Here is a 21858-nt window from a genome sequence, read left to right on the forward strand (position 1 = left end):
CTGGCCCCCTTCTCAGTCGGTGCACTCGAACAGCGGCGTGGCGGGGAACCCGCCTCGCGGGGTGGCCATCAGGGTGTCGCTGATGTACGCCACGCCGCCGTTCCACTCGATCCGGTCCCAGACGTCGCTGGTCTCCCCGGACTGCGTCTCGGTCACGGACATGCCCTTGACCTGGCAGATCACGGTCAGGTCGCGGTACTCGCCGCGCGGGATGGCGCCGATCTGGCAGTTGCCTGTCGGGCAGGAGTTGATCTTCGTGTTGGTCTGATCGTTGTGGGCGTTCTTGTACACCTTCCGGGGATAGGCCAGGTCCACCGTGGTCGTGGCCACGTCGGGGCTCTCGCCCGCCGCGTTCTTCGCCTTGAGGGTGAACGTGTGCTTCTGGTCGTTCTCGAGCCCGTCCACGGTGAGCGCGGTGCCCTGGACGCCGCTCCTGGTGACGGCGCCGGACAGTTCGTACGTGGTGCCGTCGCCGGCGTTCTCGGGCGCGCTCCAGCTCAGGTCGGCGCCCCGGTTCCTGGCCTTGGCGGTGAACCCGGCCGGCGAGCCGGGCGCCACGCACGGCTTGGCCCCGGCGCTCGGCTCGGACGCCACCTCGCCGCCCGCCCAGTGCGCGACCACCACGAACGTGTACTCCCGGGCGCAGTCCCCGCCGCCGAACTCGAACTGGAACGGCCCGTCCGCGGCCACCGACTCGGGCACGGACTCACCCTGACCGGCCGTCCGCAGCGTGTAACGCTCCACCCGCCCGCCGGTGGACGGGCTGAAGGTCACGGTCACCTTCCCCGGGCCCGACCGGGCGGTCACCGCGCCGGGCGGGGACGGCGCCCCGGGCGACGGCGTGGGGCTCCGGCTGGGCGTGCGGGCCGGCTCGGCCTGCTCGGTACGGGCCGGGCGGGGCCCGGCGGTGGTCCCGACGGGCCCGGGATCGGGATGGGTGTCGCGGTGCGTGGGGTCCGGGCGCGGCGTCGGCTTCGGCTTGGGCGTACTGGTCGGCCCCGGTACGTCGGAGTCGTCCTTGTCGATGTCGTGCTTGCGGCCCTCGGGGTCGATGACGACGGCCTTGTCGCCGTTCTCGTCGTTGGCCCACAGCAGGCCGTCCTTGACGAACACCTCCACCGGGCCCGGCCTGTCGGCCACCCGCAGCGTGGTGGGGTGACCGCCGGCCGCGCTGTCCCAGACGATCAGCGACCCGCTGCCGCGGTCCGGGACGTACACCTTGGTGCCCAGCACCTGCGGCACCCCGAGCCGGGCCGGGTCCTCGACGGCGAACTTCGTGCTCAGCACCGCGTTGGAGCCGGTGTCGATCACCACGAGCAGGCCCGCGTCCCCAGGGGCCAGGATCGGCACCAGCGAGCCCTCCGCGGCGGCCGGGGTGAGCGCGCCGCCCCTGCCGGCCTGCGCGACGCCCTTGGGCAGCGTGATCTCGCCGACGCCGCCGTCCTCGCCGATGATCGTGGCGGTGGCGGCGCGGCTGTTGACCACGACCGGCAGGCCGCCCGCGATCGTCACGGACAGCTCCTCGCCCGGCTCACCGACCTTGACCGGATCGGCCGCCACGCCGTCCCGTACGGGGACGACCTCGCCCTTGGCGGTCACCGGCACCCACAGGCGGCCACCGCCGTCGACGCGGGCCGCGCCGAGCGGGCCCGGCAGGGTGATCGGGGAGCCGACGGAGTCGAGCGTGACGGGGTCGATCTGCTGGACCCGGCCCGCCGCCGGGTCCACCGCGTACGCGCCCGCGCCGGACATGGCGATCTGGAGGCCCGCCGCGCCGAAGTCGCGGGTCTGGGCCACGCTGAGCTGGCCCGGCTCGATGCGGCTGACGAAACCGGTGGCGTCGTCGACGAGCAGCACGTGGCCGCCGTCCTGGACGACGCGCAGCTTCGCGCCGGACTTGTGGTCGAGGTAGCCGTCCACCTCGCCGGACAGGCCGTTGACGTGCACCAGCTTGCCCCTGGCGGAAGTCCACAGCCAGGCGCCGACGTCGGCCAGCCGGGGATTGGCGCTCGAGACGCCCACGCCGAACCACACGGCCACCGCGACCAGGACGACCGCCGCCGCTCCCGCGATCACCGCAGTGGCCTTGTCTCCGCGGAGCCTGTGCGTCCGCACCCCTCATTCACCCCGGTATGTACGCTTGCTGAGCCTTTGCCCCCTCTTCACCGGGCATCACCCTAGCGGTCACTCATCACTCATGCGCGCCTACTGACTGGTAGCAATGGGGGCGATGGTGGCGGCGGGCCCAGAGTGTCGGTGTGAAGCCGTACCTTAGAGGCCGTGTCCGAACAGGCCCTGTCCGATCAGCTCGCCGACCAGCCGCTGACGCTCGACGCCGCCCTCACCGACGAGGCGGTGCTGTCGACCTACCGCCGCATGTTCGCCGCGCTGGCCCGCGACAGCGGGGCCGTGGTCGACGACCCGGTCCTGGTCGACATCGCCGAGACGCTCTTCACCGCCTTCGCCGAGGCGGGCGAGGAGTGGCTGACCCACGAGCAGATGCGCTTCGCCTGCCGCGCCTACCCGGCCGACCAGTTCGACAACCGGCTGCGCGTGCTCAAGGGGCTCGGCGCGATCCGCGAGGTGTTCCCCAAGCCCAACCAGCTGCGTTACCGCGCGTCGTTCACCAGCGTGGTGGGCCTGATGTTCATCCGGCGGATGATGGACGACGGCGGCCAGTCCGAGATGCACCGGCTGCTCGCCCTCGAAGACCTCAACGTCGCCGACCCCCGCACCACGATGGAGGAGGCCCGGCAGAGCGCGGTCAACCTGGCGCGGGCGTTCCGGCTGTGGGCGCTGGAGCTGATCACGCTCACCACGGGCACCATCGAGGAGCTGCGCGAGCAGGCGCCCAAGCTGTGGGGCACCGAGGAGATCGCGCGGCGGGCCCAGGGGCTGCACGCCACCATCCTGACCCGCTGGCCGGAGCTCGACCGGGTCTGCACCGACCTGCGAGCGGCGATCTACGCCTACAGCGACGCCTCGCGCCGGGCCGCGGGCCGGCTGGCCGACTCCGCCGGCACCACGCGCAACCTGACGCTGCTGCCGTCGGAGACGTGGCGGACGTTCTCGCAGACGGCCTCGCGTGAGCGGCTGGCGGCGGTGCTCGACGGGTTCGTCTTCGACGCGCCCGCGCCGTGGCACGATCCGGCCGCCATCGCCCGCGCCGTCGACGAGGCCCCGCGCCCGGCGCCCGCCCAGCCCACTCCTCCGCGTTCCGCCCTGCCCGACCCCGGGCCGGGCTCCGCACTCGACTCCTCGCCCGACGCCGCCCTCGATCGGCTGAGGGAGGTCGCCGAGTCGCTGCTGGGCGAGGCGCGGCGGGTGTCGCTGGCCGACGTGCTCGGGCCCGACTGGCCGTCGGCGCGGCGCGTCCTCGCCGACCTGACGGCCGTCGACCTGCGTCCGGAGCTGCCCTACCGGCTGACGTGGTCCGACGGGCTGACGATCGACCCGGATCGCGAGCCCGCCTGGCTCTCCCACGGCCACCTGGAGCGCACCCGATGACCCCGATCCACCCCGCGGGGCCCGACGACGCCACCCCTGCCGACCCCAACCACCACCCGGGCCCGGCCGACGCTCCGCCCGCCGCCGGCCCTGACGCGAGGATCAGCGCCGCAACCGCCACCCACCCGGACGCGGGGATCAGCGCCGCAACCACCACCCACCCGGACGCGGGGATCAGCGCCGCAACCGCCACCCACCCGGACGCGGGGATCAGCGCCGCAACCGCCGCCCCCGCCACCCGGAGGCGCCGCACGAACGACGGCGGAGACGACACCGCGCCCACCGACCGGCCGCAGGCGCCGGACGGCGCAACCGCCGACCTCACCGACCGGAAGGCCCGCACGGACGACGGCGGAGACTCACAGGTGGTCGGCGCGGCGGCCGCCGCGACTGACCAGAGGCGCCGCGAACCGAGGCGGCGGGTGGACGGTGGTGGGGCGGTCGCGCATGTGTGGGCGCGGGCCGAGGGGCCGCTCCGATTGGCGGCGGGGGTGCCGGCGCCCGCCGGGATGGCGCGGTTGACGCGGCCCGACTCCACCGGGGAGGCGCTGCCGGTGTGGCCTGACGGGGTGACGCCGTCGCTCCTCGACGAGCACCAGGTGGCGCCCGTCCCCGTGGAGCGGTCCGGGGAGACGCGGCGGGTGCTGGCCGCGGTGCTCAAGTGCTGCTGGAACGACCTGTCGGCCGACCCGTGGCCGGGCGATCCGGCTCCGGTCGAGCTGGTGCTCGACACCTACCGCGCGCTGATCGGCCGCACCGACGACCTGATGCGCAACTGGGCGATCGGCGCGCTGCGCCGCCTGCACGACTCGGCGTGGGTCGTGCTCGACGACGGCGTGGTCTCGCTCGGCCCGCGCTGCGCCCTGTGGCCGGCCGAGTCCCACGCGCAGCTGCGCGAGCTGGTACGCCGCCTGCTCGAACCCGAGCGTCCCGAGCTCACGGTGGTGGCCGACGCCGACATCGTCGCCGCCGCCCGCCCCGCCGAGCCCGGGCACGACCCCGCGGCGGAAGGCGGTGGCCGGGTGGAGACGGCCGCGGCCGAGTTCGACGACCTGCTGGCCGGCTACGACGAGCGGCGCCGGGCCGAGCTGGTCGCCGCGTTCATGGTGGTCGAGCACGCCGCCGAGCCGGTGCAGGAGGTGCGCTTGGCCGCCCTGCACGACCCGGCGCTGCGCCACACGCTGGGCGAGATGCTGGCCCGGCGCGGCCGTACGCTCATCCAGCACCGCGACCGTTGGATCTCCGGCTACGACGACGCCGTCGCCGCCCAGGCGCTCGCGGCGGGCGGCACCCGGCTGGGGGTCAGCGAGCGGGCGGTGCTGACGCTCGTGCTGGTGCACTCCGTGGCGATCCCGCGGGCAGAAGGGCTGCTGCCCGAGGATTCGTGGATGTCGCCGCACCCGACGCCGGTCGAGGAGCTGCGCCGCCACACCCAGCTCCCGATCGGTGAGCTGGAGGCGGCGTTGCGCACGCTGCGCCACGCCGGGCTGCTCGGACAGGTGAAGGCGGGCGAGGAGGCGGGCGGCTACGTGCCGGGGCCGCAGTTCCACCGGCTCACCCCGGCGGCCCGGCGGCGCCTGCAGGAGGAGCTGATCCTGGCCGCGGGGCCGAGCACACCGCTGGCGGCGGCCGTGCTCGCCCGCAGATCCGCCAGATGACCGCCCGCGACTCGCGGGGCGGGCCAACACAACGAAGGAAGGGTTACGGGGGGGCAAGGTGTCGCAGGTGGAGAACGTCGTCGGAGACCGGGTGCTGATCGCCGTGCAGGCGGTCAACATCTCGCGGCTGTCGACGCATCCGGTGCCCACGGTCCCCGGAACGCTGATCGTGGTGGCGGGCGCGGGGCCGAAGGACTCCAACGGCGCGGGCAAGTCGTCGTTCATCGCCTCGATCACGGCGCTGCTCGGCGACGAGCAGTGGCGCTTCGCCTCGGGCGCCAAGGCGGTGTCGGAGCTGCTGTTCAACGCCGAGCTGGCCAGCGGGGCGGGCAGCCGCCAGTGGGCGAGCGCCGACCACGGCTACATCGTGGGCGTCTTCGCCCCGCCCGGCATGGAGGGTTTCCCCGCGCGGGAGCCGCACGGCGTGGCCTCCGGTCCCGCATCCGCCGTGACGCCCGGGTCGGCGCCCGCTCCCGGGTCCCGTTCGGCGTCCGCTTCAGGGTCCCGTTTTGCGGAGGGTGACGGGTCCGGTTCTGCGGAGGGTGACGGGTCCGGTTCTGCGGAGGGTGACGCGTCCGGTTCCTTCTTCGCGTCCGGTGAGGCGGCGCAGGGCGGTGGGGTGCTGCTCAGTGAGACGGTGCCCGGCGAGGCGGGCGGGGAGCTGTTCGAGGTGCCTGACACCTCCGGCGGCGCCCTCACCGTGTGGCTGCGGGTCAACCAGGAGGCGCCCCACCTGGAGATCCGCTGGCGCGATGGCGTGCACCTGGCGTCCTCGCCGTCCGAGGCCGAGCGGGTGGCGCGGGCCGACGAGATCTGGGCGTCGCTCCCCCGGTCGGCCGGCAAGCGCGACGTGGTGGCCCGCGACCTGACCAAGGTCCTCTACGGCGACCGCGTCAGGTGCGTGTCGTTCCTGTCGACGTCCGTACGCAGCAAGGTCGCCACCAACCTGCTGTCCCAGCCGCTCAACGAGATCTCCCCCGAACGTGTCTTCGAGGCCATCGCCGCGCTCACCGGCCTCGACGCCGAGCTGGAGCAGGAGCGCGAGGCCCGCCGCGACGAGCACGCCAGGCGGGTGCGCGCGGCGCAGGCGGGTGACCGGCTGGCGGAGTTCGAGGCGGAGTCGAAGGCGCTGCTGACCACGTTCGACCGGCGCGACCAGGCCCGGGTTCGCCTGGCCGAGGCGCTGCGCTGCTGGCGCGGCCGGCAGGCCCGCAAGCTGGCCGACGCCGCCGCCAAGGACGAGTCGCTGGCGGGCGACCTGGAGCGGCACCGCGCCGCCGGTGAGTCGGCGGCCGAGGCGGTCGCCCTGGTCCGCGCCGAGATCGCCACCCTGCGCGAGGACACCCTCGACCGGCAGGTGGCCGAGGCCCGCAAGGAGCTGGCGGCGTCGCAGGCGCGGGCGGCCAAGCTCGACGCCGACCGCGCGGTGACGGAGAACTCCGCCGACGAGCTGCGCGGCCTGATCCCGGCGCTGGAGGAGACCCGCCGCTTCGCCGACGGGCGCGACGTGCCGACGGCCGAACGGGAGCTGGCCGACGTCCGTGTCCGGCTCAACGAGGCGCTGAAGGCGCTCGGGGTGGCCGATCGGGAGGTGTCGTCGGCGCAGGCGGCGCTCGACGACGCCGAGGGCGGCCCGGCCGCGGCCCAGCTCAACGCGCTGGCGGCGGCGGGCATCGGCGCGACGGGCCTGCTCGACGCCCTCGACGTGGCCGAACAGGCCCGCGACGCCGCCCACACGCCTTCAGCCTCGACGTCCGGCCAGGCCGGCGGCTCGAACGGCGGGGCCGAGCAGGGCTCCGGCGGTGGTCCCGGGCAGGCCCGCGAAGCGGGCGCTGGGGCCGGTCAGGCCGGCGAAGCGGGCGCTGGGGCCGGGCAGGGCTCCGGGGGCGTTCCCGGGCAGGCGTTGGGTGAGGCGCTCAAGGCGCGCTATGGCAAGGCGGCGCAGTCCGCCGGGCTCGCGTTCGGCGAGTTGCGCGGGTGGCCCAACGAGCACGCCGTGATCGTCGACGCCTCTCAGCTCGACGCCGCCGTCGAGGCGCTGGCGGGGCTGCCCGGGTCGGTGCTGGTCAGCGCTGCCGGGGTGAGCGTCGTGGGGGCGTTCGACGGGGTGGCGACCGGGCGCGAGGCCCGCATCAAGGCGGCCGAGCAGCGGCTCCACCGGGCCCGCGACGTCCAGGAGACGGCGGCGCAGGCCGTACGCGACGGAGAGGAGGCCGTCGCCGTGGCGCAGCGGCGGCTCGAAGGGGCGAGGGCGGGCGTGCGGCTGGCCGAGCTGGAGGCCAGGCTGGGCGAGCGGCGCGCCAGGCTGGCCGAGCTCAACGCGGCCGTCGAGGAGCTGGCCCCGAAGGTCGCCGAGGTCGAGCGGCTGGCGTCCGCGCTCGACTTCCGGGCGCGTACCCGTGACATGGAGATCGAGCGGCTGGAGGGCCGCAGACAGCGGCACGAGTCCGAGCGGGCGCAGGCCCGCGAGCTGGAGACGAAGGTCACCGCCGAACGCGAGGCGCTCAAGCTCGACGCGCTGGCCGCCGACTGGGGCGGCACGGTCGAGACCGCCCGCGAGTGGCTCGCGGCCCTGCCCGAGGACGAGCGCTCAAGGGCGGCCGACGAATGGTGGCGGATCGCCGAGCGCCACCTCGACCAGGCGGTGCGTGACACGTTCCCCGAGGAGGAGGCGGAGCTGCCCGAGGAGCTGCGGTTCCTGCTGAGCGAGCGGGAGGGCAGCACGGCGCGCGAGCAGGCGACGTTCGCGGCGGTGTGCGGGTCGCTGGCGTCCTATCTGCGGGGCCAGGAGGAGTACGAACGCCACCAGCGCCGTCAGATCGAGGCGCAGATCGTCTCCCGGCAGCGTGACCTGGCGGCGGCGGCCAGGGGCGCGGAGGAGGCGGCGCAGTCGACGGCCGTGCACCGGGCGGCGCTGACGGCGGCGATCAAGGCCCGGCTGACGCGGGTGGCCGAGGAGTTCGACAAGCTCGACACCTCCTACGGCGGCTACGGCGCGACCCTGGAGTTCCCGGTGCCGCCCGCGCCCGCCGATCCCGAGCAGCGCTGGCAGTGGCGGGTGACGCCGAAGTGGCGGCGCGGCGAGGGGCAGGGGTACGTGCCGTACAACCGGCGGGCCAACACGGCGCTGATGGACGAGAAGGCCGTCAAGCTGGTGTGCGCGGCGGCCATCGCGTCTTCCGGCGGCGGCCACCTGTGCCTGGTGCTCGACGAGCTGGGCCGCAACCTGGGCAAGGAGCACCGCAGGGAAGCGGTGGCGCTGTTCCGGCGGATCGGCGAGACGTACGGGATCACCGTGATCGGGGCGCTGCAGGACGACATGGAGCCGTACGCGATCGACGCCTGCGGCCAGTACGTCAAGCTGCGCCGGTCGTCGGACGCGATGCCGTACAACGAGCCACCGGTGATCGTCGGCCACGACCAGCACGCCGACCGGGTGCGCGCGCTGGCGGCCTACGTCGATCGCACGGCGGCGGTGTGAGTCAGCCCGGCCGCCCTTTGACGAGGCCGGCCAGCAGGCTCAGGCCGGCGGCGGAGGGTGACCCGGGCTCGGCGTAGAAGACCGCCAGGCGTTGCCGGTCGTCGCCGGGCAGGCTCAGGGTCTCGTTGTGCAGGGTGAGCCGGCCCACGAGGGGGTGGTCCAGGTCGCGTACGTGGTGGGCGCAGGTGTGTACGGGGTGGGCCGACCACAGGGCGGCGAAGTCGCGGCTTTTCATGGCGAGTTCGCCGACGAGCTCGGCGAGCTCCCGGTCGTCCGGGTGCCGGGCCGCTGCCTGCCGCAGGTCGGCCACCGTGTCGCGGGCCTTGTCGCGCCAGCGGGCGTACAGCTCGCGGGTGTGCTCGTCGAGGAAGAGCAGGCGGGCGACGTTGGGCCGGCGGCCGGGCCGGTCGGGGGCGTCGGCGTCGAGGTGGCCGGCGAGCAGCGCGTGCCCCATGCGGTTCCAGGCGAGCACGTCGGCGGCGCGGCCCATGATCAGCGCGGGGGTGTCGGCGAAGGAGTCGAGCATCAGCCGCAGCGCGGGACGCACCCGTTCCGGACGGGCGCGCCTGCGAGCCGCCGGGGCCGCGGGGCGGGCCAGCGCGTACAGGTGTGCCCGCTCGTCGGCGTCCAGCCGCAGCACGCGGGCGATGGCGTCCAGGACCGAGTCGGACGCGTTGGGGCTGTTGCCCTGCTCCAGCCGCGTGTAGTAGCCGGCGCTGACCCCGGCGAGCTGGGCGAGCTCCTCCCGGCGCAGCCCCGGCACACGGCGACGACCGCCGTAGTCGGCCAGCCCCACATCGGCGGGCCGCAACCGAGCCCGGCGACTGCGCAGGAAATCCCCCAGTTCGGGCCGCACGTCCATGCCGTCCATGCCGTCCAGCATGCCGCACCCACCCCACCCCGACCTGCCCCTGCCAGGTACAGGCACCCGCCCGACGCACGAGCGCCAGGCGCCCCGTGTATCGGTGTACGGAGGCAGCCGTGCGAAACCCGGACACACGGGGACTTGGCGCACGTAGACGAACCCGCCCTACGCCGGCGTGCGGGCGCTCGGGCGGATCGGCGGCCCGGCCCCGAGTCCGCACGTTCCGGAGGCCGAAGCACGCCGAACCCGGGGGCATCTCGGGGGCATGCGGTCAAGCGCGGGGAGACCAGACGCGCGGGGCTGGGCGGGTTGGTGACATTGCGTGATGGTTGGCGCGTCCGTCGTCATCGATGGGGTGTCGTCGGCTTCCCGGGGATCAGGGTGCGGCCATGGGGGGCGCCTTCGATCGCCTCCATGTAGAGGCGGGCCACGTCGGCCACCGGAGTGCCGGGTGCCGGATCCATGCCCAGGGTCAGCAGGGTCTCGCGGATCCAGCCGGGGCTGACGACGTTCAGGCGGATGCCGGGCGGCGTCTCCACGGCGGCGGCGCGTACGAACGCCTCCAGGCCCGCGTTGACGAGATGGCCGAGCGCGCTGCCGGGTACGGGCTCGGCGAACCGTCCGCTGGTCAGCGTGACGGACGCCGGGGCGGTCAGGTGGGCGAGGGCCCGCCGTACGAGGTTCACCTGGCCGACGAGCTTGCCCCGCAGACCGTCCCAGAAGGCCGCGTCCGAGGACCCGGCGAGCGGCGCCATCGCACCGCTCGCGGCGCAGCACACCACCGCGTCGACCGGGCCCACCTCCGCGAAGAGGCGGTCGATGGAATCGACGTCCGTCATGTCCACGCGTACGTCCCCGCGGCGGGAGGCCCGCACCACCTCATGGCGCGCCCCCAGGGCGGCCGCCACCGCGCCGCCGACAGTTCCCGTCGCACCGACCACCAGTACCTTCACGTCGTCTTCCGTCTCCTCCGAGGTGTGTTGTCCGCTGCCCACGTTGCCGCATCAGGAAGGGCGGGACCAGCACACGGCCGGAGGTACACCCCACAGGTGCGGGGAACCCGTAAGGACCTGCCGGCCGCATGACTGAGTGCCCTTCCGCAAGGGGTCCAAAGTCCCGAAACGCCGGGACTTTAGACCATCCACCGCGGATGGCGGCGCCCGCGAGAATGCCACCCACAGTGACGATCATCTTGGGTGGGCGCCGTGCCGGCGGTGTTCGGCACGGCTGAGAAGGGAGAGCCGTGAAGAGCAGCCCGGAGGCGTCGGGAGGCGACGCCCGCGAGCTGAGGATGGGAGACCAGGAGCTCTTCTTCTCCACCACCGACCGGCGCGGGGTGATCCGGGAGGGAAACTCGGTCTTCGTCCGGATCTCCGGGTTCGAGCTGGAGGAGCTGGTCGGGGCGCCGCACAACACGGTGCGTCATCCGGACATGCCGGGCGGGCTGTTCCGGCTGGTCTGGGACGGGCTGCAGGCGGGGCGCCCGATGGGCGCCTACATGCGGAACCGCACCAAGGACGGCCGCTTCTACTGGGTGTTCGCGACCATGAGCCCGCTGCGCGACGGCTACGTCTCGGTGCGGATGGCCCCGCGCGGGCCGCTGTTCGAGCTCGCCAAGCGGGTGTACGCGCAGGCGGCGCACGCCGAGCGAACGGCGATCCAGACGAACGCGATGAACCGCCGCGACGCCGCCCTGCTCGGGAAGGCCCACATCGAGGACGCGCTGCGCCAGGGCGGCTTCTCCTCCTACGAGGAGTTCATGCTCCACGCGCTGCCCGAGGAGGTCTCCGCCCGGCGCCGTTCGGTCGCCACCTCGTACGCCAGGCCCGGCGCGCAGGGCTCCATCGCCGAGGTGCTGGCCGGGACCGGCGCGCTGGACCTGGTGCTCGACGAGTTCGTCGGGCACCTGACCGACTACCAGAGGTTCGGCGACGAGCTCGCCACGATCTCCTCCGGGGTGCTCGGCATCGCCCGCCGGCTGCACACCTCCGTGATCGCCGCCCAGCGGGCCTCGGAGCTGGTCGAGGACTCGGCGCCGGTGCTGGCGAACGTCGCCAGGGTGACGGCCGAGCCGATGGGCGAAGCGGTCGAGACCCTGGAACGGCTGCAGGACAGGTTCGGCCGGTTGCGGGCCGACCTGACGCGGCTGCGCTTCCAGATCTCGCTGGCCGGTCTCTACAACACCATGGCGGCCGAGTTCGCCGCCGAGGTGTTCGACGGGGCCGCGCCGCCCGAGACGCTGACCGCCGTCCCGTCGCTCTGCGACGCCGCCGAGGCGGGCATCGTGGAGATGTCCGCTCAGGTGCAGCAGGTGAACGCGGCCCTGGACGACGGCGCCGAGCTGGTGGCGGAGGCCGGCGCGCGGCTGGAGAAGTTCCGTCTCTTCCTCGGCCAGTGGCGGAACCTCGTCCTGCGCCACCAGGCCGGTCACGTCCTCGGCGACCGGGTGCGCCCCATCGACGAGGAGCTCTTCACCGGCTGGGAGTCGGTCGAGCTCCTGCGCCGCGTCGGCCGCCGGTGCGAGTCGGCCGTCGTCCCCTTCGACCCCGCCGCGTCGCGCACCCACCTGAACCGGGTCAGGGTCGCGCTGAGCGGCCCGGCACTCATCTGACGGGCGGGCCGGTGTAGGAGGCGCGCAGGCGCAGGAGGGTGCCGCGGTCGTACTCCTCCATGGCGTGGGCCAGCCACCCCGCCGTCCTGGCCACCGCGAAGACGGCCTCGCCCGCGCCGGGCACCATCCCGCTCACCGCGACGAGGGCGGCGAGGGCGAAGTCGATGTTGCGGTCGGGCAGGCGGCGCCGGCGCATCTCGGCCAGCAGGGCGTCGGCGGCGGCGATCCGCTCGTGGCCCGGCGCCGCCTCCTTGATCAGGTCGAGCAGGAGCGCGCCGCGGGCGTCGCCGTTCTTGTAGACGCTGTGGCCGAAGCCGGGGATGCGCTCGCCGCGGCGGACCCGCTCCGCGACGGCGCGGGCGGCCTGGCCGGGCAGGACGACCTCGCCCAGCAGGCGTTCGGCGGCGTACGACGCCCCGCCGTGCAGCGGGCCGCCGAGCACGCCGAGCCCGGTCAGGACGACGGCGTACGGGTCGGCCTTGGCGGAGGCGGCGACGCGGGCGGCCAGGGTGGAGGCGGCGAGCTCGTGGTCGGCGAGCAGGACGAGCGCGCCCCGCAGGGCCGCGAGCAGCCCGGGTGTGGCCGGGCGCGGGCACAGGCGTGACCACAGGCGTGCGGCGATCGACTCGTCCTGGGGCTCGCCGAGCGGCGGCAGCGCGTCGACCAGGCCCGCGATCAGGCGTCGCCCGGTGGCGGCGACGGAGGCGGGGTCGAGCTGGTGGCGCAGGGTGTCGGACGCGCCGAGCACCGTGGTGACGACCTGGAGCCGGTCGAGCGGCAGGAGGTCGTCCGGCAGCCCGCGCTGCGCGGCCACGGCGGCCCGCAACGCCTCCGGCTCACACCGCCACTCCTCTGGCCGCTCCCCGGCCGCACCCGTCACTGCCCCGGTGGGCGGCGGGCGGCGGCCGGTCCAGAGCCAGTCGGCGACCGGTTCGAAGGGGCTCACGCGGGCCGGCTCCAGCGCGTCGATCCCCCGGTAGTACGGACGGTCGACGCCGAGCGCCGTGACGGAGGACTCGATGACCAGCTCCGGCGGCCGGTTGCGCGGCCGGCCGCGGCGGGCGAGGCGTTCGACCTCCTCGGCGGAGAACAGGCTGCGCCGCCCGTCGTCGCCGTGCCGCCGTCGCAGCACGCCCCGGCTCACGTACGCGTAGAGCGTCGCCGGCTTGACGCCGAGCCGCTCGGACGCCGTGGCCGCGTCGATCCACTCCACCCCGGACCCCTCCATAGTTGACGAAAATCAATATTGATCCATGTTGAGCCGGCATGTCAACGTGAGCACATGCCACGCGTACATTTCCTCGATGTCACCAACCGGGACGGCGTGCAGACCGCGCGCACCGGCCTGTCCAAGTTCGGCAAGACCATGGTCAACTTCTATCTGGCCCAGCTCGGGGTGGCGCAGTCCGAGATCGGCTTCCCGTTCCTGTTCCACGAGGTTCCCTACGTCAAGGCGCAGGTGGCGCTGGCCGAGGCGGGCGCGTTCGGCGAGCTGCGGCTGTCCGGCTGGTGCCGGGGCGTGCCGCAGGACGTGGCAAGGCCGCGCCGCTCGGCCTGCAGCACTACAACCTGTCGATCTCGACGTCCGACTACATGATCCAGAACAAGTTCCGCGGCCGGCTGGACCGGGCGGCGATCATCAGGGAGATGACGGCCGCCGTCCGCGCCGCCAAGGACGCGGGCGCGCTGACCGTGGGCGTGAACGCCGAGGACGGCTCGCGTACCGACGACGGGTTCCTGCTGGAGTTCGCGCTGGCGGCGAAGGAGGCGGGCGCCGTCCGCGTCCGCTACTGCGACACGATCGGCGGCGACACGCCCGACCGCATCCGCGAGCGCTTCGCCAAGCTGGCCGCCGGCACCGCGATGCCGGTCGAGACGCACTGCCACAACGACCTCGGCATGGCGGTGGCCAACTCGGTGTCGGGCGCGCTCGGCGACCTCGACGCGGGCCAGGACGCCTGGATCAACACCTGCGTCAACGGCATCGGCGAGCGCTCCGGCAACGCCGACCTGCTCTCCACGATCCTGGCGTTCCGCCACGGGTTCGGCCTCGACGCCGAGATCGGCGACGCGCTGGACCTGTCGTGGGCGCGCAGGTTCGCGCTGTGGGCGAGTTACGCGCTGGGTCAGCCGCTGCCGTACAACCAGGTCGGGGCCGGGCGCAACGCGTTCGCGCACGAGTCAGGCATCCACGCCGACGGCGCGCTGAAGGACCACGGCAACTACGAGCTGTACGACGAGGCGACGCTGGGCCCGTTCCCCGAGGACTGGCACGCCCGGAACGGGCGGGTGGTGCTGACCGGCGAGTACGGCGGCAAGGCCGGGTTCCGCCACGTCATGGACGGCCTCGGCGTCGAGGTGCAGGACGAGGACCTGGCGTTCCGGCTGGTCCAGCTCTGCAACGCGATGACGGGCAGGCCGCTCACGGACGACGAGCTGCGCCTGATCGCGGGCTACCCGCGCGAGTTGTCGCTGATGTTCCCCGGCTACTGATTCACCTGCTGATTCACCTGCTGATTCACCTGCTGATTCACAAGGTCCTGTCGCCTGTTTCCGGCAGGGCGAGCAGGCAGAGCAGGCTCAGCACGGCCATGGCGGAGACGTACCCGCCGATCGCCATCACCCCCAGACCGCTCGCCTGCAGGCTGGTCGCCACCAGCGGCGGCACCGCGCCGCCCAGCACGCCGCCGAGGCTGTAGGCGACGGACGCGCCGCTGTAGCGGTACTCGGTGTCGAACAGCTCCGGCAGGTACGCCCCCATCGGCCCGAAGACCAGCCCCATCAGGCCGAGCGCACCGGCCAGCGCCACCCCGACGAGGAACACCGACCTGGTCTCCATCAGCGGGAACATCACCAGCCCCCACGCGATGGCGACCACCGTGCCGGTGATCAGGGTGCGGCGGCGGCCCAGCCGGTCGGACACCATGGACGAGGCCACCGTGCCCGCCGCCATGAACAGCACGCCCACCATGGTCAGGGCGAGCATCGTCGTCCTGGAGATCTCCAGGGTTTCGGTGCCGTACGCCAGGCAGTAGGTGGTGGCGGTGTAGAAGAGCGTGTACGCGATCGTCATGGCGCCGGCGCCGAGGAGCACGCGCCGCCACTGGTGGCGCATGAGCCCGGCGAACGGCACGCGGGCGATCCGGCGCTGGTCCATGGCCTGCTGGAAGACGGGCGTCTCGGAGATCTTCAACCGGACGTACAGGCCGACCACCACCAGCAGCAGGCTCGCCACGAACGGCAGCCGCCAGCCCCAGCTGTCGAACTGCGCGTCGCTGAGCGTCTCGCCCAGGATGAGAAACAGGCCGTTGGCCGCGATGAACCCGACCGACGGGCCGAGCTGCGGGAACATCGCGTACAGGCCGCGCTTGCCGGGCGGCGCGTGCTCGGTGGCGAGCAGCGCCGCGCCGCCCCACTCGCCGCCCAGCCCGATGCCCTGCGTGAAGCGCAGCAGCACGAGCAGCACGGGCGCGGCCACGCCGATCGCCGCGTAGCCGGGCAGCAGCCCGATCAGCACCGTGGACAGCCCCATGACCAGCAGCGACACGACCAGCATGGACTTGCGGCCGATCCGGTCACCCCAATGCCCGAACACCGCCGAGCCGAGCGGCCGCGACACGAACGCCACGGCGAACGTCGAGAACGCCGCCAGGCTGCCCGCCACCGGGTCCATGCCGGGGAAGAACGCGGTGTTGAGCACCAGCGCGGCGGCGGTGCCGTAGATGTAGAAGTCGTAGAACTCGATCGCGGTGCCGACGAGGCTGGCGACCGCGATCCTGGAGCGGCTGGGAGCTTGGATGCGGGGGGATGTCGTCATACGTTGTCTCACTATGCGGACGGGCGTCTTGTGAAGCGATACGGAGACGCTATATCACACATCCCTGAGACCGCACGGCGGCCGCCCGCCCCCAGGGCGGGCGGCCCTCTCAGCCGTTCATGGCGGTCAGCGCGAACACCTTGAGGTTCGGCATCGCCGGAGTGGTGAACGACACCGCCTCACGGGCCGGGTCGACGGGCAGGGTGACGTGCCAGATGCGGACGACGCGGCCGTCGGCGGTCCCGTTGACGTTGTAACGGGTGTCGGCCGTGACCGCGGCCTGTTCGCCGAAGCGCGGCGACGGGCTCGCCCAGTCCGTCACCTTCAGCGGCGCCGTCGAGGTCGTCCCGTCGGCGTAGGCGATGGTGACGTCGGTCTGCTGGTCGCCGTTCACGGCGGTGACGAGCAGCTCCAGGGTGCCGTAGCGGCCCGGCGTCAGGTACGTCCGCTGACCACGCAGGCTCATGAAGTTGCCCGCCCTGCCGGTGGTCGCCGGGACCGCGTAGTCGTGCCCGGCCACGGTGCGCGGGCCGGGCGCCGGCAGCTGCTCGGCCGGGAAGCTCCAGCCCTTGCCGTCCAGGTTGCCCTCGGACTTCGCCTCGGCGCCGGCCACGCCGTCGATGTCGTACTGCAGCTCCTGGGCGCAGGACGACCCGGATCGCACGCACGGCCCGGGCAGGTTCGGCACCGGGGCGGCGGCCGTGGGCACGCGGTCGACGGGGAGGTCGGCGGCGGCCGTGCCCCAGCTCTGGTCAGGGGTGGCGCCGAGGTCGACCTTGACCTCGCCGCCCCGGTCGACCAGGGACTCCGGCAGCCACGACCGGCTGCTGGGCTTCCCGTTCACCTGCACGCCGTGGACGTACACGGCGTCGGGGCCGGCCTCGGGCGCGATCACCGTGATGCTCGGGCCGTCGCCGCGCTTGATCCACGCCTTCGGGAACATCGGGCTGGACAGCAGCATCTCCGCGCGGCTCGGCGTCTGCGGGTACATGCCGAGCGCCGCGAACACGTACCACGCGGACATCGTGCCGAGGTCGTCGTTGCCCGGCAGGCCGCTCGGACCCGTCTTGTACACCAGCGACGCCATCGCGCGCACGGTCTCCTGGGTCTTCCACGGCTGTCCGAGCGCGTTGTACAGCCACGGGGTGTGGATGCCCGGCTCGTTGGTGGGGTCGTAGCGGAACGCGTCCCCGCCCGTCGCCCACGAACCGTCCGGGCGGTGGAAGAACGCGTCCAGCCGCTCGGCCGCCCGTCCCCTGCCGCCCATGGCCGCGGCGAGCCCGGACACGTCGTGCTGCACCATCCACGTGTAGGTCGCGCTGCTGCCCTGCGCGAACCCCGTGTCGGAGGTCGGCGAGAACGGCCACTGCCAGGTCCCGTCGGACCTGCGCGCCTGCTGGTAGCCGCCCTCGGCGCCGGCCGACGGGTTGAAGGTGTCACGCCACCAGCTCGCCCGCGGCAGCATCGTGTCGCGGACCTCGGCCCGGCCGAGCCGCCCGGCCCAGTCGGCGAGCGCGAAGTCGGCCGTCGCGTCCTCCAAGGTCTCGGCCGCGCCGCCCCAGCAGTGGCAGGTGTCCTGCGGCGCGTAGCCGAGCCGCAGGTACTCGGCCAGGTTCGGCCGCTGCCCCTCGCACTGCCCCGGGCAGCCCTTGTCGGACAGTCCCGACGGGTGCGGCACGGTCGCCTGCCGTACCAGCGAGTCGAAGGCGCCGGGCACGTCGAAGTTCCGGACCCCCAGGGCGTAGAAGCCGGCCAGCGTCGGGGCGGACGGGTCGCCGGTCATCACGTGGGTGGGGCCGTTGACGTGGACCCAGCGGTCCCACACGCCGCCGTTCTGACGGGCGAGGTTGTACAGGGACTGGGCGAAGTCGCCGGCGATCTTCGGTTCGAGCAGGGCGAGCAGCTGCGTGTGCGCGCGGTACTGGTCCCAGCCGGAGAAGTTGCCGTACTGCGCGGCCTGGCCCTTCGCCAGCCGGTGCACCTTGCCGTCAGCGCCGAGGTAGGTGCCGTCGACGTCGCTGCTGATGTTGGGCTGCAGGAACGAGTGGTACAACGCGGTGTAGAAGGTGGTGAGCCGGTCAGGGGTGCCGCCCGCCACCTCGATCGAGCGGAGCTGCTCGTTCCACTGTCTGGTCGCGTCGGCGGCCACCGACGCGACGTCGTCCCGCTCCCGCACCTCGCGGGCGAGGTTCTGCTTCGCCGCCTCCAGGCTGGTGTACGAGATGCCGACCTTCATCCGCACGTCGGCGTCGGAGGTGGTGTCGAAGGTGACGTAGCCGCCCGATCCGCGGCCCGCGCGGTCCGCGCCCGTCGCGTACCCTTCGCCGCCGCTCGCCGTGGTGCCGCCGGGGTTCAGATCGCCGTCGACCCAGGTCCCCGTTCCCGAGAAGGCCCGGTCGAACGACGCGACGAAGTGCAGCCGGTAGTAGCTCTTGCGGTTGTTCTCGCCGCCGTTCGCGCGGCGGCCGCAGAACGCGCCGGTCAGCACCGAGCCCGTCACCGTACGGGAGTCCGGGTCGATCGTGATCTGCGCGTCCTCGCTGCCGTTCAGCGAGTTGGACACGCGGAAGAGCAGGCTGGCGGCGAAGCCCTTCGGGAAGGAGAACTCGCCGACGCCCGCCCGGGTGGTGACCGCGAGGTCGGCCTTGGCGCCGGAGTCGAGGGTGACGGTGTACCGGCCGGGCCGGGCGGACTCGTTGTCGTGGCTGAAGGTGCCGGCGTAGATCGCGTCGGTGGTGTCGGCCGTCGGCGACGACGTGACCGCCCCGACGTACGGCATGATCGGGACGTCGCCGGCGGCTCCCGGGTGGCAACCCGCGCCGTTGACGTGCGTCAGCGCGAACCCGCGGGTCCGGGGCGTGTTGTAGGCGTATCCGTTGGCGCCGGCGGCGTTCGTCTGGTCACCCGCCGTGGTGGTCGGGCTCCACGAGATCATGCCGAACGGCCGGACGGCGCCGGGGTAGGTGTTGCCGCCGCCCGCGGTGCCGATCAGCGGATCGACGTGGCTGACAGGATCGGACACTTTGTGCGGAGAGAGGTCGCCGACGGCTGCGGCCGACGCGGGCACCGCGATGACCAGCGAGCCGGCGATCGCGCCGGCCGCCGCCATGGCGAGATACGAACGAAGGGATAGCACAGCGAGATGACATCTGCCCGCCACGACCGAGACGTGAATGCCCACGGACGATCAGGCGACGGACGACCGACATCATCGCGTCCGGGCTACGTCTCGCCGGCCGGCGGAAGGCAGACGGTGAGCGCTCCCGGGACCGCCTTGGCCTTGAGGCGGGTGGTCGCCCCGCGGTCTCCCCCGTCGAGCTCGTACGTCAGCGGCGACGCGAACCGGGCGGAGACCTTCCTGGCCCGGGTGACCCGGACGAACGGCGAACCGTCCGAACGTCCCGAGGCCATCCTGCCGAGCACCCGCGCCCACTGGACCGGCCCCTTGGCGGTGGAGACCCCGACCTCCAGCCAGCCGTCGTCCGGTCTGGCGTCGTCGAAGGCCTCGATGCCACCCGTGATCGTGCCGACGTTGCCCAGCAGCAGGCAGCTCGCCCGTCCCTCGAACCAGCTCGTCCCGTCGATCTTGACCTTCATCGGCACCCGCGGCCCGCCGACGTGCCGCACAGCCGCCCTGACGTAGCCCAGCCTGCCGAGCCGCTTCTTGGCCTGCCCGTCGACGTCGGCGATCATCTCGGCCTCGAACCCGGCGCCCGCCATGACGGCGAAGTGCTCGCCGTTCAGCAGTCCCAGGTCCAGCCGCTCGCGCCGCCCGCGGAAGCCGATCCGTACCGCCTCCTCCAGGTCGGCGGGGACGCCGAGGTTGGTGGCGAACAGGTTCGCGGTGCCGGCCGGGAGGATGGCCATCGGCACGCCCGAGCCCGCCATCGCGTCGGCGCACCTTTGCACCATCCCGTCGCCGCCCCAGACGAACACCAGCTCGGCGCCCTGGTCGAGGGCCTCGCGGACCTTCTTGCGCGTCTTCTTGCTCTTGGCGACCTCGTACCAGAGGAGGTCGCCGGCGCCCTGTTCGGCGATGAGCACGCGCAGTGCGTCCAGACCTGCGCCGAGGACCTTCTTGCGGTGCGCGACGACCGCCACGGTGGGGGACATGCGTTCCCGACTACCCCGGCTGATCGATCTCAGGCGGGAGTCGGCGGCTCCCGCCTGGGCAGCGATGGAGGAATGCGCAACGAGGAAGGCCACCCCGGGCTGAGGCTCGTGATCGCCGGCCTCGCGGTGGCACCCGTCATGATCCCGTTCGGCAGGGGCGCGCTGGGACTTAAGCCCGCCGCGCCGCTGTCCGAAGGAGTGCGACCCGAGTCGCTGGAGGAGATCCGTGTCCGGAACTGAGCGTGTGAAGTATCACGCGTTGACGATCTTATGTCCGATGCTGCTGATGGCCGCGCTGACGTACGGCGCCGGCACACTGGTCTTCGCCCACCTGACCGGTGAGGCGGCCGTGAGCCGGGCCATGGCCGCCGGCCGCACGTCGCTGGGGAACGAGCTCACCGACTTCGGCAGCAGCCTGTCGGACACCCCTTACATCGTGGCGCTCACCGCGGTGACCGCGATCGTCCTCAGGCTGGTCCTCCGGCGGTGGCGCGAGTCGATCTTCCTGATCGCGGCGGTCTGGAGCCAGTCGCTGGTGTTCCTGGCCACCACCAATGTCGTCGGACGGCACCGGCCGCCGGTCCCACACCTCGACGAGGCGCCGCCCACCTCCAGCTTCCCGTCGGGACACGTCAGCGCCGCCGTCGCGTTCTACTGCGGGGTCGCGCTCGTCCTGACCACGCACGTCCGCAACCGCGCGCTCCGGGTGATGATCTGGGCGCTCTCGGCCGCCGCCCCGCTGGCCGTCGGCTTCTCCCGCGTGTACCGCGGCATGCACTTCGTCACCGACGTCCTGTGGGGGCTGCTGCTCGGGATCGGCTGCGTCGTGATGGCGGCCCGGGCGATCCTCTACGCACGGCGCGCGCCAGGCGGTCAGCGCTCGCGGGCGCGGCCGTCGTCGTCGAGGTAGTCGCGCCACGAACGCTTCGGCTGCCAGCCCAGCAGCCGGTGCGCCTTGGCGCAGGAGATGCCCGAGGCGTCGGGACGGGCCAGCGGACGCAGCTCGATCCTGTCCCCGTAGTAGCGCCGCAGCACCTCGGCGAAGTCGTGCCCGCCCGCGTTGTCCGGGGAGGCGATGTAGAACACCTCGTGCCCGGGCAGGCTCGACTCGGTGGCCAGCACGATCGCGTCCGCCAGGTCGTACACGTCGATGTAGCTCCACAACCCCGCCCCGCTCTCGGCGGCGTCGCGGACCTGCGGGCCCAGGTTGCGCTCGTAGTTGCCCTCCCACTGCACCCAGCTCGGCCGCAGCGAGACGCACCTGATGCCGGACCGCCGCACCGCCGCGTCCATGAGCTGCTCACCGAAGTGCTTGGCCAGCGCGTACGGGTCCTGCGGCCGGATCGGGTGCTCCTCGTCCACCGGCGCGTAGTCGGGCAGGAACGGCCGCTCAGGGAAGAAGAAGCCGGGGACGGTCTCACTGGAGATGTTCACGAACCGCGACACCCCGAGGCGTACCGCCGCCTCGATCATGTTGAACGTCGCCATCAGGTTGTTCTGGAACACCACGTGCGGCGGGTTGGAGGTGGGGTCGGGGATCGCCGCCGCGTGCACCACGGCCTCCGCTCCGACGGTCACGGCGTACGCCTGGCCCGCGTCGGTCAGATCCGCCTGCTGGTAGCGCGGGGCGCCCGGTTCCGGGCGCTCGAACACGGGACGCGTGACGTCCACCGCCGTCACCTCGTGCCCCGCCTCGGCCAGCGCCTTGACGGCCGCCCTGCCGACCTTGCCATGTGCTCCGGTCACCACCACACGCATGAGCCGCTCCTCACCGGGACGTACGTGCAGATCAATCTAGCCCCCGCA

At 73.3% G+C, this 21858-nt stretch carries 16 protein-coding genes; 8 read left to right on the forward strand and 8 right to left on the reverse strand.

From position 1 onward, the window contains the following. Positions 1 to 12 precede the first annotated feature (12 nt). On the reverse strand, positions 13 to 2115 hold the full coding sequence (locus ACIBP6_RS25900) for a hypothetical protein (RefSeq protein WP_397056103.1): 2103 nt from the start codon (positions 2113 to 2115) through the stop codon (positions 13 to 15). Between the two features lie 165 nt (positions 2116 to 2280). Here ACIBP6_RS25900 and ACIBP6_RS25905 point away from each other — a divergent pair, with 165 nt between their 5' ends. Genes ACIBP6_RS25905 through ACIBP6_RS25915 form a run of 3 tightly spaced genes read left to right on the forward strand, consistent with a single transcriptional unit; the run spans position 2281 to position 8646 of the window. Next, a complete protein-coding gene (locus ACIBP6_RS25905; RefSeq protein WP_397056105.1) occupies positions 2281 to 3507 on the forward strand; it encodes a hypothetical protein in 1227 nt (408 codons plus the stop codon). Beyond that, positions 3504 to 5165, forward strand: coding sequence for a hypothetical protein (locus ACIBP6_RS25910; RefSeq protein WP_397056107.1), 1662 nt, complete (start codon positions 3504 to 3506; stop codon positions 5163 to 5165). Before ACIBP6_RS25905 ends, ACIBP6_RS25910 begins: the two co-directional genes overlap by 4 nt. 58 nt (positions 5166 to 5223) lie before the next feature. Continuing rightward, positions 5224 to 8646, forward strand: coding sequence for a chromosome partitioning protein ParA (locus ACIBP6_RS25915; RefSeq protein WP_397056109.1), 3423 nt, complete (start codon positions 5224 to 5226; stop codon positions 8644 to 8646). A 1-nt stretch (position 8647) separates the two neighbouring features. Here the strand turns inward: ACIBP6_RS25915 and ACIBP6_RS25920 are convergent, their stop codons facing one another. Then, positions 8648 to 9529 carry a helix-turn-helix domain-containing protein gene (locus tag ACIBP6_RS25920; protein ID WP_397056111.1) on the reverse strand — a complete coding sequence of 294 codons (882 nt, stop codon included), beginning with the start codon at positions 9527 to 9529 and terminating at the stop codon, positions 8648 to 8650. Between the two features lie 326 nt (positions 9530 to 9855). Beyond that, on the reverse strand, positions 9856 to 10464 hold the full coding sequence (locus ACIBP6_RS25925) for a short chain dehydrogenase (RefSeq protein ID WP_397056113.1): 609 nt from the start codon (positions 10462 to 10464) through the stop codon (positions 9856 to 9858). 290 nt (positions 10465 to 10754) lie between these two features. On the opposite strand from ACIBP6_RS25925, the gene ACIBP6_RS25930 reads away from it, so the two are divergent. After that, entirely contained in the window at positions 10755 to 12122 is a 1368-nt protein-coding gene (locus ACIBP6_RS25930; protein ID WP_397056115.1) for a PAS domain-containing protein, read from the forward strand. Here ACIBP6_RS25930 and ACIBP6_RS25935 read toward each other — a convergent pair. Continuing rightward, positions 12115 to 13335 carry a citrate/2-methylcitrate synthase gene (locus ACIBP6_RS25935; RefSeq protein WP_397056116.1) on the reverse strand — a complete coding sequence of 407 codons (1221 nt, stop codon included), beginning with the start codon at positions 13333 to 13335 and terminating at the stop codon, positions 12115 to 12117. The genes ACIBP6_RS25930 and ACIBP6_RS25935 overlap by 8 nt on opposite strands. Positions 13336 to 13404: 69 nt before the next feature. Between ACIBP6_RS25935 and ACIBP6_RS25940 the strand changes: the two genes are divergently transcribed. Next, positions 13405 to 13719 carry a hypothetical protein gene (locus ACIBP6_RS25940; protein ID WP_397056118.1) on the forward strand — a complete coding sequence of 105 codons (315 nt, stop codon included), beginning with the start codon at positions 13405 to 13407 and terminating at the stop codon, positions 13717 to 13719. Beyond that, complete coding sequence (locus tag ACIBP6_RS25945; protein ID WP_397056120.1) at positions 13632 to 14615, forward strand: LeuA family protein; 984 nt, start codon at positions 13632 to 13634, stop codon at positions 14613 to 14615. The genes ACIBP6_RS25940 and ACIBP6_RS25945 overlap by 88 nt, the downstream gene beginning before the upstream one ends. A 37-nt stretch (positions 14616 to 14652) precedes the next feature. Here the strand turns inward: ACIBP6_RS25945 and ACIBP6_RS25950 are convergent, their stop codons facing one another. The 3 genes from ACIBP6_RS25950 to ACIBP6_RS25960 all read right to left on the reverse strand — a co-directional run bounded on the left by ACIBP6_RS25950 (position 14653) and on the right by ACIBP6_RS25960 (position 20052). Next, the gene (locus ACIBP6_RS25950) at positions 14653 to 15939 is read right to left on the reverse strand and encodes an MFS transporter (protein WP_397056122.1); all 1287 of its coding nucleotides are present in this window, start codon (positions 15937 to 15939) and stop codon (positions 14653 to 14655) included. A gap of 109 nt (positions 15940 to 16048) precedes the next feature. Then, on the reverse strand, positions 16049 to 19075 hold the full coding sequence (locus ACIBP6_RS25955; RefSeq protein WP_397056123.1) for a GH92 family glycosyl hydrolase: 3027 nt from the start codon (positions 19073 to 19075) through the stop codon (positions 16049 to 16051). Between the two features lie 86 nt (positions 19076 to 19161). After that, positions 19162 to 20052, reverse strand: coding sequence for a diacylglycerol/lipid kinase family protein (locus ACIBP6_RS25960; protein WP_397056125.1), 891 nt, complete (start codon positions 20050 to 20052; stop codon positions 19162 to 19164). A 72-nt stretch (positions 20053 to 20124) separates the two neighbouring features. On the opposite strand from ACIBP6_RS25960, the gene ACIBP6_RS25965 reads away from it, so the two are divergent. Continuing rightward, positions 20125 to 20292: a hypothetical protein gene (locus ACIBP6_RS25965; RefSeq protein WP_397056127.1), complete on the forward strand. Its 168-nt coding sequence runs from the start codon at positions 20125 to 20127 to the stop codon at positions 20290 to 20292. Positions 20293 to 20329: 37 nt separating this feature from the next. Next, positions 20330 to 20962 carry a phosphatase PAP2 family protein gene (locus tag ACIBP6_RS25970; RefSeq protein WP_397056129.1) on the forward strand — a complete coding sequence of 211 codons (633 nt, stop codon included), beginning with the start codon at positions 20330 to 20332 and terminating at the stop codon, positions 20960 to 20962. On the opposite strand, the gene ACIBP6_RS25975 is transcribed toward ACIBP6_RS25970, so the two are convergent. Continuing rightward, positions 20926 to 21810, reverse strand: coding sequence for an NAD-dependent epimerase/dehydratase family protein (locus tag ACIBP6_RS25975; RefSeq protein ID WP_397056131.1), 885 nt, complete (start codon positions 21808 to 21810; stop codon positions 20926 to 20928). The genes ACIBP6_RS25970 and ACIBP6_RS25975 overlap by 37 nt on opposite strands. Positions 21811 to 21858 lie beyond the last annotated feature (48 nt).

Source organism: Nonomuraea terrae (assembly GCF_044465245.1).
Taxonomy (GTDB): domain Bacteria; phylum Actinomycetota; class Actinomycetes; order Streptosporangiales; family Streptosporangiaceae; genus Nonomuraea; species Nonomuraea terrae.

Bases quoted from the DNA above. Each gene is read 5' to 3' on its own strand.
- ACIBP6_RS25910 (WP_397056107.1), top strand. From the start codon at position 3,504: ATGACCCCGATCCACCCCGCGGGGCCCGACGACGCCACCCCTGCCGAC.
- ACIBP6_RS25960 (WP_397056125.1), bottom strand. From the start codon at position 20,052: ATGTCCCCCACCGTGGCGGTCGTCGCGCACCGCAAGAAGGTCCTCGGC.
- ACIBP6_RS25950 (WP_397056122.1), bottom strand. From the start codon at position 15,939: ATGACGACATCCCCCCGCATCCAAGCTCCCAGCCGCTCCAGGATCGCG.
- ACIBP6_RS25975 (WP_397056131.1), bottom strand. From the start codon at position 21,810: ATGCGTGTGGTGGTGACCGGAGCACATGGCAAGGTCGGCAGGGCGGCC.
- ACIBP6_RS25965 (WP_397056127.1), top strand. From the start codon at position 20,125: ATGCGCAACGAGGAAGGCCACCCCGGGCTGAGGCTCGTGATCGCCGGC.
- ACIBP6_RS25940 (WP_397056118.1), top strand. From the start codon at position 13,405: ATGCCACGCGTACATTTCCTCGATGTCACCAACCGGGACGGCGTGCAG.
- ACIBP6_RS25920 (WP_397056111.1), bottom strand. From the start codon at position 9,529: ATGCTGGACGGCATGGACGGCATGGACGTGCGGCCCGAACTGGGGGAT.
- ACIBP6_RS25970 (WP_397056129.1), top strand. From the start codon at position 20,330: ATGCTGCTGATGGCCGCGCTGACGTACGGCGCCGGCACACTGGTCTTC.